Genomic DNA, 12,220 nt, shown 5'->3' with positions numbered 1-12,220 from the left:
TAGACTCCGTCCCCGCTTGCGACCCCGGTCGTTCGCGTGTGAAACCGCTCAGAAACGGGCCCCCGATGAAACAGACAGAACCCAAGCGGCTTTACCAATCCGTGGCCGCGCAGATCCTTGCGTTGATCCGCCAGGGCGAATTCCCGCCGGGCGAACGTCTGCCGCCCGAGCGCGAGCTGGCGCAGCAGCTGGGCGTGTCGCGTCCGTCGCTGCGCGAGGCGCTGATTGCGCTGGAAATTGGCGGGCAGATCGAGATCCGCATGGGCTCGGGCGTCTACGTCCGCGAGGCGGCCGGCGGCAGCACAGGCGGCGAGCACGCCATCGCCGCGCTGGGCGAAAGCCCGTCCGAGCTGATGCAGGCGCGTATCGCCATTGAAGGCACCGTGATCGTGCTGGCCACCGGCAAGTTCACGGCGGCCACGCTGGACCGCTTACGCCGCGTACTGGAACGCATGCGCAAGCTGGCCGCGGCCGGCAAGTCGCCCGTGGATGCCGACCGTCAGTTCCACATGCTGATTGCCGAGACCACCGGCAATTCGGTGCTCGCGCGCTTCGTGGGCGAGCTGTTCGACAGCCGGCACGACCCCATTGCGGCGGCCATGCGCGGCCATGCCGAGAGCGCGCAGACGTGGTCAGTGGCCGTGCGCGAGCATGAAGACATTCTCAAGGCGTTGCAGGCGGGCGACCCCATCGCGGCGCAAACCGCGATGCGCGCCCATCTGAAGGCATCGGAGGAACGGTGGATGGCGGGTGCGTTGAAGCAGGACGTGCAGTAACGCGCGCAGGGGTTGCCCCGCTGCGCGCGTTGTCCTGCGGTGCGACGTGCATGACTGCATGAGGTGACGCGAAGGCGTCTTAGTGCAGCGGCCCGGAACCCCGCTGCTGCGAGTTGCCCTCGGCCGAAGGCGGCCGCGCTTCACTGCCTGCGGGTCCGCCCGCCGCGCCGTCCGCACTGCGCTCATGAAGCGGCGGGATCGAAGGCTCCTCTTTCGCCACCTTCGTCTCGCCGTCCGCGCGACCCTTGCCCGACGCAGCGGGCTCGAACGTGACCTCGCCCGTTGCCGCATCGATAGCGCAACGCACGTCCGCGCCTTCGCGGATGTCCCCGCTCAGCATGCGCTTCGCGAGTTCGTTCTCGATGGTCTGACGCACGAGGCGCCGCAATTCGCGCGCGCCGTACTCGGGCCGGTAGCCCTGGGTGGCGAGCCGGTCCACCACGCTCTCGTCGAACTCGATCTCCACGTTCTGCGACCGCGCCACGCGCTTCACCTGGTCCAGCTGCAACGTCGTGATGGCGCGCATTTCTTCCTGCGTGAGCGCATTGAAGATGATGATGTCGTCGATGCGGTTCAGGAACTCGGGCCGGAAGTGCTGGCGCAGTTCGCCCATCACGCCGCTCTCCACGGAAGCTGCGCCGCCCGACAAAAAGCCCGGGCCGCGTTGACGCTGACCGGCGATCACGTCGGAGGCGAGGTTGCTCGTGGCGATGATGAGCGCGTTGCTGAAGTCCACCACACGACCCTTGCCGTCGGTGAGACGGCCATCGTCGAACACCTGGAGCAGCACGTTGTAGACGTCGGGGTGCGCCTTCTCGATCTCGTCGAGCAGGATCACCGAATAGGGCCGCCGCCGCACGCGTTCGGTCAGCTGGCCGCCCTCCTCGTAGCCCACGTAGCCGGGCGGCGCGCCGATCAGCCGCGCCACCGAATGGCGCTCCATGTACTCACTCATGTCGATGCGCACCACGGCGTTCTCGTCGCCGAACACCACTTCGGCCAGCGCCTTCGCGAGTTCCGTCTTGCCCACACCGGTCGGCCCGAGGAACAGGAACACCGCCGTGGGACGCCGCACGTCGTGCAGCCCCGCGCGCGAACGGCGCACCGCATCGCTCACCGCGGCAATCGCGCGTTGCTGGCCGATCACGCGTTCGTGCAGACGCTCTTCCATGTGCAGCAGGCGCTCGCGCTCCTCGGTGGTGAGGTTCGTCACGGGAATGCCCGTGATTTTCGCGACGATCTCGGCAATGTGCTCGATGCGCACGTCCGACGTGTTCGACTCCATCTGGCGCTTCCACGAGTCCGTCACCTCGGCGAGCGCACGTTCGGCCTGGGTGATCTCCTCGCCGAGCGTGTGGGCCTTTTCGTACTGCTTGCGCGAGGCCGCGTAGTCCTGGTCGCGGCGCAACTGCGCAAGCTGCGCTTCCTGTTCGAGAATGCGCGCGGGCCGCGACGTGCCCGACAGATGCACACGCGCCGCGGCCTGATCGACGAGGTCGATGGCCTTGTCCGGCAGGAAGCGGCCGCTGATGTAGCGGTTCGACAGTTCCGCTGCGGACACTAGCGCCGAGTCCTGGATCGTCACCTTGTGGTGCGCCTCCAGCTTGTCGCGCAGGCCGCGCAGAATCGTGATGGTCTGCTCGACGCTCGGCTCCGCGATGAACACGGGCTGGAAGCGCCGCTCGAGCGCCGCGTCCTTCTCGATGTACTTCTGGTACTCGGACAGCGTGGTGGCGCCGATCAGGTTCAGTTCGCCGCGCGCCATCGCGGGCTTGAAGACGTTGGCGATGTCGAGCCCGCCCTCGCCGCCGCCCTGCCCCGCGCCCACGATGGTATGAATCTCGTCGACGAAGATCACGAGCGCTTCGCGATGCTCGGTGATCTCGTCGATCACCTGCTTCACGCGTTCCTCGAATTCGCCGCGATATTTCGAGCCCGCCACGAGCGAGTTCACGTTGAGTTCCACGAGCCGCTTGTCGCGCAGCGACTCGGGCACGTCGCCGCCCACGATGCGCTGCGCGAGGCCTTCCACCACGGCCGTCTTGCCGACGCCGGGCTCGCCGATCAGCACCGGGTTGTTCTTGCGGCGCCGCGCGAGCACTTCGACCATGGTTTCGATCTCGCTGGAGCGGCCGATCACGGGGTCGAGCCGCCCTTCGCGCGCAAGCGCCGTGAGGTCGCGGCTATAGCGGTCCAGATGCGGCGTGCTCGGTCCTTTCGGCGGACCAGCGCGGTCGCGCCCGGCCTGCACCGTGCCCGACTGCACCATCTGTTCCAGCAGCTTGCGCGCGTCGATGCCGTAATTGCGCATGACGTTGCCGGCGAAGCTGTCGGGCACGTCGGCAAGCCCCACGAGCAGATGCTCCGGACCGACGAAGCCCTGGCCCAACTGACGCGAGGCGAGGAAGGCACGATCGAGCGCGCTTTTCACGCGCGGCGAGACGGCAATCGTGTCGTTCTCGGGCGCGTCGCCGGGCGCGCCCTTCGGCGCGTTCGCATCGATGTAGGCGCGCAGCTGGCCCGGGTCCACGCCGAGCCGCGTGAGAATGCCGGCCGCCACGTCGTTGCCCGCGAGTTCGTACAGCAGATGGTCGGACTCGATCTGCCGGCGGCCCCACTGCACCGCGCGTTCCGCGGCGCGCTGCAGCAGTTCGCGCGCGGTCTCGCTGAAGTAGCGTTCGAGGCCGGCGCTTTCCTCGGGCGGCACGCCGGTCGCGACGCCCGCGGGCGTGTCCGGTTGCGGCTGGCCGTAGCCCGCGGGCTGGCCGCCGTTGTCGGCCATCGCGCCGAGGAACAGCGATTCGAGCGGCGACAGCGTGCGCTGATGCCGCGTGAGCTGCGCGTAGTGGTAGTCGCAGACGTCGAGGAAACGGCGATAGCCGTTCTGGATGATTGCGACGCGAACGGCGGCGGGCCGCGCGCCGCAGATTTCACAGGTCTGTCGTGCCATATCGGATTCCCGTTGTGTGACGGCGCGCCGGGCCGGCGCAGCCATTGACCGCAAAACACAGGGCGCGCAAACCGCGCGCCTGTGCGCTTTCTGCAAGGTGCGCGCGGTGGCGGGGAAATCAAGGGCAGAACGCAAAGACGCGCGGGGCTGTGTTTGCAGGGAGGCGGCCTGGCGGGAAGGCCTGGCGATGAGCCGGCCCTACGCGCAGGCCGCCTCTTCAAAGATAGTCCGAAATGTGCGGGTTCCCCAGGCCTGATGGCAGGTATACGCGAGGAAGTCAGAAAGCGAGGAAAAAGCGCGCGCGCCGCACCCAGGTGCGGCGACGTGCCACGTGCTAGCCGAACCCCACACGACGGGCGGCTCAGAAGCCGCGCCGCGCATATCAAGAGGCAGGCGCAAGGGCTATTCCTGTTAGCGCCCCGCGAAGTCCCCTTTGTGCGAACCGTTCGGGCCGGCAAGCACGCCGGCCCCAGATCGTGGAGAAAAGAAGCGGTCTACGCCGCGGCAACCGCGCCTCGCCCGTAGTCCTCGGCGTCGATGTCGTAGCCCGCCGGGTCCCAGCGGATGAGCAACAGCACGACGAGCGAGGTCAACGGCGCGAGCGCGATGACCCAGAACACCTGCGTGCCGAGCGCCGCCGCGAGAATCGGAAACAGGAACAGCGAGACCGTGGAGGCCGTGCGCACGAGCGTCTGGTTGAAGCCCACGCCCACGCCGCGCAGCGAAGTCGGGTAGCTGAGCGACGCGAAGCTCATGCTGTGCGCACCCGGCCCGAACCCTTGCCCCAACAGATAGCCGCCCAGCAGCAGGATGGCGAGCACCACGAACACGCCGCTGCCGGGCCGCCCGATGAGCGCGAGTCCGATCAGCGACGCGAACTGCAACGCGTGGCCCACCGCGGTCATCTTCCATGCGCCGAAGCGCGACACGAAGCGCACGCCGATCAAACCGCCCACGAACGCGAACAGCAGGTTCAGCGTCAGCGCCGCGACGATGGCGGTGAGCGGCCCCTGCTTGAGAAAGCTCGCGAGAATCACGGGCAAGCCGTAGACGATTGCGTTGTAGCCGAACGAGGACGCCGCGCCGATCGTCGCGGCCAGCACCGTGCGCCGCGCGTAGCGTCCGCGAAAGAGCGCGCCGTAGCTGCGCCAGGAGGCCACGCGCGGCTCGTGCGTGGCGGTATGCTCGCGCTGGACGACGACCTCAACGCCATACGCCCGCTTGAGAATGCGCGCCGCGCCTTCCAGGTCGCCCTGATTCGCGGCCCACACGGGCGACTCGCTGATATAGCGGCTGCGCACGGCGATGATGAGGAGCGCCGGCACCGCGCCGAACGCGAGCGTGAAGCGCCACAGCCAGCCCAGCTGATGCTCGGGCAGCGCCGCATAGAGCCCGAGGATCAGCAGATAGCAGGTGCTCGTGGCGGCGTACCACGCCGGGCACCATGCCGCGACGCTCGCGGCCTTGCTGCCCTTGCCCGTCACCTTCGAAAACTCCGCGAGAAACGCCATGGCCACCGGCAGGTCGAGCCCCACGCCGAAGCCCATCAAAAAGCGCGCGCCGCCCAGCACCCACGCGTTGGGCGCGAACCCGGCCGCAATCGCGGCCACCACGAAGAACAGCATGTCGGCCATGAAGACGCGATAGCGTCCGATGCGATCCGTGAGATAGCCGCCCACCAGCGCGCCCAGGATCGCGCCGAACGTAATGGCTGCCGACACGAGCCCCACCTGGGCGGGACTCAGCGCGAACTCGCGGGCAATGTCCTTCACGCCGTACGCGAGCGAAGTGAGGTCGTAGGCGTCGAGGAACACGCCGCCCAGCGCAATGGCGATGACCCAGCGCGCGTTGCCGCCCGTCGAGGCGCCCTCGCCGACCATGCGCGCGACGTCTTCGGCGGACCGCACGATGCGCGGTGCCGATGCGTCGCCGTGCGGCGGTGGATGGACCGCGTCGGCGGCATCGGTGGAAACAGCGGGGGAAAGATTCGAAGCGTCGGCAACGGTGGACATGAGGACGAGGCGCTTATGCGCGATGGTGGCAAGTCCGCTGCATCGTAGCGAACGCATTGCAGCGCACCAAGCAACGTTTTTTCATATGCTTTTCGCGGGCGCCGCCGTGGATGTCGCAGCAGACACGCGTGCGTCGCCTCGTTCGCGGCGATCCGGTATTTCGGATCCCGAAGCATGCGGTTGCCCGACGCGGAACGCTGCCCCCGCATGCCGCGCGGCCAGCGTATCGCCTTCGCCGAACAGCTTGTGCCGCAACGTGCCCGCTTCGTAAGCCGTCTTGTAGAGGCCGCGGTTCTGCAGCTCGGGCACGACGAGATCCACGAAGTCTTCGTAGCTCTCCGGCACGACGGTGCGGCTCAGGTTGAAACCGTCCACGTCGGCTTCGTCCACCCACTTCTGCAATTCGTCGGCCACCTGGTCCGCCGTACCGACGATGGCCGGATAGCGCCCGCCCAACGCGAAGAGGTCTAGCAGCTTGCGGCGTGTCCAGCCGTGCGCCTGCGCGGTGCGCGTGGCGGATTCGATGGCGTTGCCCGGCGAGTAGTCCACCGGCTCGTCGAGGTCGTACTGCGCGTAGTCGATGCCCGTGCTCGCCGCGAAGTGCGCGAGGCCTGCCTCGCGGCTCGCATAGTGCAGATAGTCGGCGTGCTTCTCGCGCGCTTCGGCCTCGGTCGCGCCGGGCACCACGGCCGCGCCGACGAATACCTTCACGTCCTCGGGCCGTCTGCCCGCTTTCACGAGCTGCTCGCGCAACGCGCGCACCGTTTCGCGTCCCACCTCGCGGTTGGGCGGCGAAATGAACACGCATTCCGCGTGACGCGCGGCAAAGCGCTGCCCGCGGCCGGAACTGCCCGCCTGGAACAATACCGGCGTGCGTTGCGGCGAGGGCTCCGCGAGGTGGTAGCCGTGCACGTCGTAGTAGCGGCCTGTGTGCTCCACGCGGTGCACCTTCGCCGGATCCGCGTAGACGCGCGCGGCCTTGTCACGCCGCACCGCGTCGTTCTCCCAGCTGCCCTCCCAAAGCTGATAGAGCACCTCGAGATACTCGTCGGCGCGGTCGTAGCGCTCGTCGTGCGGCAGTTGCGCGGGCTGCCCCATCGCGCGCGCCGCGCTGTCCAGGTAGCCCGTCACGATGTTCCAGCCGATGCGGCCTTGCGTGAGGTGGTCGAGCGTCGAGAAGCGCCGTGCGAGCAGATACGGCGCCTCGTAGGTGAGATTGACCGTCACGCCGAAGCCCAGATGCTGCGTGGCGGCGGCCATCGCGGGCACGAGCAGCGTCGGATCGTTGACCGGCAACTGGATCGATTCGCGCAGCGTCACGTCGACGTTGCGCTGATACACGTCGTAGACGCCCACGATGTCCGCCAGAAAAAGCCCGTCGAAGAGGCCGCGTTCGAGCGTGCGAGCGAGGTCCGTCCAGTACGACAGCAGCCGGTAGTCCGAGGAGCGGTCGCGCGGATGCGTCCACAGCCCGTGGTTGATGTGGCCGACGCAGTTCATGTTGAACGCGTTGAGCAGGATGCGTTTGCGGGCGCGCGTGTTCGCCATTACAGGGCTCCGTGGCGCGGCGGCCGTTTGCCGTTCAGATAGAAGTTGCCGATAGCGTGGTACTTCCAGCGCACCGGGTCGTGCAGGGTGTGCGTGCGCGCGTTGCGCCAGAAACGGTCGAGGCCGAGGCCGTCGAGCGTGGCCGCCGTGCCCGCGAGTTCGAAGAGGCGCGAGCCCGCGTCGAGCGAAACGGTGGTGGTGGCCGCGCGTGCTTCGGCCACGGCGATGGAGGCTTCGGCAACGGAGGCTTCGTCAGGCGCCGCCTGCGCGGCATCGACGAAACGCCCCGCGCGGCGCAGCAACGCCTCGGCGCCGCGCAGCCGTGCGGCGAGGTCGCCGAATTGCACGATGGCGAGCGGGTCGTCCGCGGCGCGCGCCACCTTCGCGTCGATCCATGGGCGCGCGTGCTCGCGCACGAAATCGAGCGCGGCGGCGAACGCGCCGCGCGCCTGGCCCAGATCGATGGCGGCATGCATGATCTGCGCGAGGGGCCCGATGGTGGTTGCGCGCTCGAACGACGCCTGGAACGGCACCACCCATTCGGGTTCCACTTCCACATGCTCGAACTGCACGGAACCGCTGCCGGTCACGCGTTGCCCGAACCCGTCCCAGTCGTCGATCACGGTCACCCCTTTCGCGTGGCGCGGCACGAATGCGAGATACGAGACCTCGCGACCGTCTTCTTCGGCCACGACGAGCGTCGGGATCCAGTGCGCGTAGAGCGCGCCGGTGCAATAGAACTTGCGGCCGTCGATATGCCAGCCCGCGCTCGTGCGCGTGAGCCGCGTGCGGCGCTTGAAGTCGCGCTGGCCGATCTCGGCGAGCGCGTTGCCGAAGCGCTCGCCCGCGAGCACGCGGTCGTAGAAGAAGCGCTGCTGCGCCGCACTGCCGCCCACGCGCAGCACTTCGAGCGCGTAGAAGTGGTTCTGCGGGATCTGGCCGAGCGAGCCGTCCGCGGCGGAAATCGTCGCGATCACTTCGGCGAGCGTGCCCGCCTTGACGCCGGGCCCGCCGTACTCGCGCGGCACGGTGATGCCCCACAAGCCGCTCGCGACGAAGGCATCGAGCTCGGCCCACGGCAGGCGGCGCTCGCGGTCGCGCAGCGCGGCCTGCGGCGCGAATTGCGCGGCAAGGCGAATGGCGGTCTGAACGGCATGGGCGTCGTTTTCGATCCGCTCGGGCACGGTCGGCGCATTCGGTGCGGCCGGTGCGGTGGGCAATGGCGCGGGCGCGGCCGATACGGCAGATGCAGCGGCTCGCGTCGACACAGCATCGGGCGCCGCGGTCAATTCGACGGTCATCGTCGGGCTCCTTGTCAGTTCCAGGCGTGGCGCGCGGGCAGCACGTGGTTCAGGTGATAGTTGCCGAGCAGGTGCAGCTTCCAGCGCACCGGGTCGTGCAGCGTATGCGTGCGGGCGTTGCGCCAGTGGCGGTCGAGGTTGTGCGCAGCGCGCGTGGCCGCGGAGCCCGCCAGTTCGAAGAGCTTCTCGCTCGCTTCGAGCGCGATGCGCGTGGTGAGCACCTTCGCTTCGGCCACGGCCACCGAGGCCCGCGCGCTCGCTTCGGCATCCAGTGGACTTTGCCGTTGCCGGGCCGCGAGGTCGTCGAGCGTGCGGCCCGCTTCCATCAGCACTTCGTGCGCGGCGTGCAGGTCGATCTCCAGCCGGCCGACGTCCGCGATGATGTAGGGGTCGTCGCTCGCGTGATCGAGGCCCGAGTCGATCCAGGGCCGGGCGCGCTCGCGCACGAAACCGAGCGCGTCGGCGACGGCGGCCTGCGCGATGCCTTGATCGATGGCGGCCTGGATCAGCTGCGAGGTGGGACCGTAGAGGCCCGGCTGGTCGGCAATCGCCCAGACGGCAACGACGTCGCTCGCCTCGACGGGAACGTTGTCGAACACGACGGTGCCGCTCGCCGTAACGCGCTGGCCGAAGGCGCTCCAGTCGTCGATCACGGCGAGCCCCGGCGCGTCGCGCGGCACCCAGACCTGGACGGCGCGGCCTTCGTCGTCGGTGGCGCGCGTGGGGATGCGATGCGCGAAAAGCGCGCCCGTCGAATAGAAGCGCCGGCCCGAGAGGCGCAGGCCGTGCGGCGTGGTCTGCAGGCGCGTGGTGCCTTGCAGGATAGTGGGCGCGGCCACGGCGCCGGCTGCGTTGGCGCGACGCTCCGGGCCTGCGTTGCCGAGGCGGCGGCCCGCCAGCACTTCGCCGTAGAAGCGCGCTTGCTGTTCCCGCGTGCCGGCTTCGCGCAGCAGACCGAGCACGCCGAAGTGGTTCTGCGGAATCTGGCCGAGCGCCGGGTCGGCCTCGCACAGCGTGACGAACACTTCGGCGAGCGTGGCGTACGACACCTCGGCTCCGCCGTATTCGCGCGGCACGGTGATGGCGCCGAGGCCGCTTTCGGACCACTGATCGAGTTCGTCCCACGGCAGCGCGCGCTCGCGGTCGCGAGCGGCGGCGCCTTGTGCGAAGGCGTCGGCGAGCGTGCGCGCAGCGGCGAGTGCGGCGGCATCGTCGGCGATGCGCTGCACGCGTGCGAGGTCGGGCGGTCGAGGAAGGCGCGCTGTGGAAGGCGCAGGCGGGATGGACTGAAGCGACGTTGGCGACGTGAGCGACATGGCTGTTCGAACCGGAGAATGACCGCGCCCGTCCCGCGCAAGGCGAATGGACGTGCGGAAAACCTCCATTGGAACAGCCCGGGGCGCGATGCCCTACCAGCAATTTTTCACTTGCTTATCGGCTTTGCCGATTTTGGTTTGCCGGTCTCGCGAGCGCCGATTCCGGTTTGCCGATCGAGCACCGCAAGCCGCTTCGTTGCCGCCTCTTTGCCGCCGCGTTCGCCTACCCCCTGAAGCGCTGCTCCTCGATCGCCTGCAAGCGCCCCACGCGCGACACGTCCACGAGCATGGAGGCGAGATATTCGACCACGTCATCCATCGCGACAATGCCGGTGAGCTTGCCGGTTTCGTCGACCACCGGCAGGCGGCGCACGCCCGAGCGGCGCATCTGTTCGAGCGCGACGCTCACGTCGTCGCCCTCGTTCGCGACCACCACGCCGCGCGACATGATCTCGCCCGCCGTGACGCGCTCGGGGTCCTGGTTGGTGGCCAGCACGGTGACGACGAGATCGCGGTCGGTCACGAGCCCGACCGGCACCGCCTCGCCGTTGCGATATTCGATGACCACGAGATTGCCCACGTGCGACTGACGCATGCGTGCGGCAAGCGCCGAGGCGCTCTCGTTGACGCCGCAGGTCTCCACGGGACGCGTAACGATTTTTCCGACGTGCATGATGCAATTCCTCTTGTCTGCCTCCGACGACCATTGACGAAGCGCGTGTTCAGCGTAGAACGCGGCCGGGTGCCGGCATTGACGTGCGTCAACCGGCCCGTGGGGAACGAGCGGCCGGTGCGGCGACATACGGCGAGAGGAAAAGCGTAGAGAGGATAAAGCTAAGGCAGACCGGAGCTGACGGGAGTCAGACAGACTCGGTGCCCTCGGCAAAGCGCCGCACCACGTCGCGCAGCGTGCCGATTTCGGTGGCCTTGTCGAAGAAGTAGCGCGCGCCCGCGGCGAAGCAGGCGTCGCGATACTGCGGCAAAGCGGAGTTGGTGAGCACGATGGCCACGATGCCCGGATGCTGGCTCGCAAGCCCCTTGAGCACCGTGAGGCCGCTGCTGCCGTCGAGCAGTTGCAGGTCGACGATCGCGATATCCACGTCTTCGGCGGCGGCGATGCCCGCCAGCGCCGAGACCGGCTCGTCCGCCTCGCCCACGATCTTCACGCCACCGACCGTCTCGAGCAAAGCGGCGAGCCGCTTGCGCACGAGCGTCGAATCTTCCACGAGAAAGATGTTCAGTGAGGGCACGAGGGTATCCGCAGTCATAGGTGCAGTATCCACAACACGCCCATTCGAAGAAATCAGCGCAGGACGAGTTCTTTGTAGGGCTTTTCCGACAAGCGCCCAAAGGCCGCCGGGCGTGGCTTCGGGTGCGCGCGCTGCGATGCGCCAGCAGACGGCGCACAAAATTTCATTTGTCTTTCAATCGAAGCACTTCAGCGAGCCTTCGTTGCTGCCCCACCTGCCCTTTATCCAGCCCTTTGTCCTGCGCTTTGTGGGGATCCCTTGGAGCCGATCAATGCCAGCCGCCGCCCTGGCCCCATTGCGGTCCGCGCCGGGTTCCGCCCCCGCCGCCACCGCCATTTCCACCATTGCCGCCGCCGCGCGCGCCCGACTGCGCTGGCGGCGGAGCCGGGGCAGGCGCCGGTGCGGCAGCCACTGCCGGAGCGGGCGGCCGCGCGCCCGGAGGACCGCCGCCCGGCGGACGGTGGCCCGGCATCGGACGCGCGTCCTGGGGCGGACGGCCGCGATCGCCCCACGACCCGCGTCCCCAGTCACGGTCGCCGTCGTGCCAGTAACCGCGGTCGCCATACCAGCCGCCGTAGCCCGGCCCGTAATAGACGGGGCCGTTGTCATAGACGGTTGCCGGCCCATACGGCGCGTAGTAATAGCCGCCGTTGTCCACTGCGCCGCCGTAATACGAACTGTCGTACGTGCTGTAGGTGTTGTAGGGATACGCCGCACAGCCGGCTACGGTGAGCACCGCGAGCGCCGCCGCGGTTCGCAGCGCGATGCTGCGCAGGCTCGCCCTACGCGCCGGGGTGCCGTTCTTCCGGCTTGCGGAAGGGATACTTCTCGAATGCTGGGTACACATGGCTTCACAAAACTCAAGGTCGATGCGCATTTGACCACAAGCCTTACCCCTCCGTTGTCGAAGGCCGTAGCGTTTTTGTAAGCGGATCTTTCTGCGCGGCCGGTTGGCACTGCTTCGCATGGGGCCGCACGCCGCATGCCTTGCCACGCACGCCGTCATTCGCGGCGGGTCTTTAGTCAGGTCCTTAGTCAGGTCCTTAATCAGCTCTTTAGCCGGGCCT

General features: G+C 68.3%; 9 protein-coding genes. 1 reads left to right on the top strand and 8 read right to left on the bottom strand.

The window, feature by feature from the left end:
• The first annotated feature begins 65 nt into the window (after positions 1-65).
• Positions 66-776, top strand: a complete 711-nt coding sequence (locus U0042_RS26530; protein ID WP_114811525.1) for a FadR/GntR family transcriptional regulator — start codon at positions 66-68, stop codon at positions 774-776.
• A gap of 79 nt (positions 777-855) precedes the next feature.
• Here U0042_RS26530 and U0042_RS26525 read toward each other — a convergent pair whose 3' ends face one another.
• The 8 genes from U0042_RS26525 to U0042_RS26490 form a co-directional block, all read right to left on the bottom strand.
• Complete coding sequence (locus tag U0042_RS26525) at positions 856-3,726, bottom strand: ATP-dependent Clp protease ATP-binding subunit (RefSeq protein ID WP_114811524.1); 2,871 nt, start codon at positions 3,724-3,726, stop codon at positions 856-858.
• 494 nt (positions 3,727-4,220) lie between these two features.
• Entirely contained in the window at positions 4,221-5,738 is a 1,518-nt protein-coding gene (locus tag U0042_RS26520; protein ID WP_114811523.1) for an MFS transporter, read from the bottom strand.
• 81 nt (positions 5,739-5,819) lie between these two features.
• On the bottom strand, positions 5,820-7,286 hold the full coding sequence (locus tag U0042_RS26515) for an LLM class flavin-dependent oxidoreductase (RefSeq protein WP_114811522.1): 1,467 nt from the start codon (positions 7,284-7,286) through the stop codon (positions 5,820-5,822).
• Positions 7,286-8,587 (bottom strand): SfnB family sulfur acquisition oxidoreductase, encoded by a 1,302-nt coding sequence (locus U0042_RS26510; RefSeq protein ID WP_198665331.1) that lies wholly within the window; start codon positions 8,585-8,587, stop codon positions 7,286-7,288. Before U0042_RS26510 ends, U0042_RS26515 begins: the two co-directional genes overlap by 1 nt.
• Positions 8,588-8,601: 14 nt before the next feature.
• Positions 8,602-9,903, bottom strand: coding sequence for an SfnB family sulfur acquisition oxidoreductase (locus U0042_RS26505; protein WP_114811521.1), 1,302 nt, complete (start codon positions 9,901-9,903; stop codon positions 8,602-8,604).
• Positions 9,904-10,126: 223 nt separating this feature from the next.
• Positions 10,127-10,576 carry a CBS domain-containing protein gene (locus U0042_RS26500; RefSeq protein WP_114811520.1) on the bottom strand — a complete coding sequence of 150 codons (450 nt, stop codon included), beginning with the start codon at positions 10,574-10,576 and terminating at the stop codon, positions 10,127-10,129.
• A gap of 187 nt (positions 10,577-10,763) precedes the next feature.
• Positions 10,764-11,171 (bottom strand): response regulator, encoded by a 408-nt coding sequence (locus U0042_RS26495; protein ID WP_114811519.1) that lies wholly within the window; start codon positions 11,169-11,171, stop codon positions 10,764-10,766.
• Positions 11,172-11,421: 250 nt separating this feature from the next.
• The gene (locus U0042_RS26490) at positions 11,422-11,889 is read right to left on the bottom strand and encodes a hypothetical protein (RefSeq protein WP_232833406.1); all 468 of its coding nucleotides are present in this window, start codon (positions 11,887-11,889) and stop codon (positions 11,422-11,424) included.
• Positions 11,890-12,220 lie beyond the last annotated feature (331 nt).

Origin of the sequence: Paraburkholderia kururiensis, from assembly GCF_034424375.1 — a bacterium.
In the GTDB taxonomy this organism is placed as follows: Bacteria; Pseudomonadota; Gammaproteobacteria; order Burkholderiales; family Burkholderiaceae; genus Paraburkholderia; species Paraburkholderia kururiensis_A.
This window is presented reverse-complemented; position numbering and strand designations above follow the sequence as displayed.

Bases quoted from the DNA above. Each gene is read 5' to 3' on its own strand.
- U0042_RS26530 (WP_114811525.1), top strand. From the start codon at position 66: ATGAAACAGACAGAACCCAAGCGGCTTTACCAATCCGTGGCCGCGCAG.
- U0042_RS26525 (WP_114811524.1), bottom strand. From the start codon at position 3,726: ATGGCACGACAGACCTGTGAAATCTGCGGCGCGCGGCCCGCCGCCGTT.
- U0042_RS26520 (WP_114811523.1), bottom strand. From the start codon at position 5,738: ATGTCCACCGTTGCCGACGCTTCGAATCTTTCCCCCGCTGTTTCCACC.
- U0042_RS26515 (WP_114811522.1), bottom strand. From the start codon at position 7,286: ATGGCGAACACGCGCGCCCGCAAACGCATCCTGCTCAACGCGTTCAAC.
- U0042_RS26510 (WP_198665331.1), bottom strand. From the start codon at position 8,587: ATGACCGTCGAATTGACCGCGGCGCCCGATGCTGTGTCGACGCGAGCC.
- U0042_RS26505 (WP_114811521.1), bottom strand. From the start codon at position 9,903: ATGTCGCTCACGTCGCCAACGTCGCTTCAGTCCATCCCGCCTGCGCCT.
- U0042_RS26500 (WP_114811520.1), bottom strand. From the start codon at position 10,576: ATGCACGTCGGAAAAATCGTTACGCGTCCCGTGGAGACCTGCGGCGTC.
- U0042_RS26495 (WP_114811519.1), bottom strand. From the start codon at position 11,171: ATGACTGCGGATACCCTCGTGCCCTCACTGAACATCTTTCTCGTGGAA.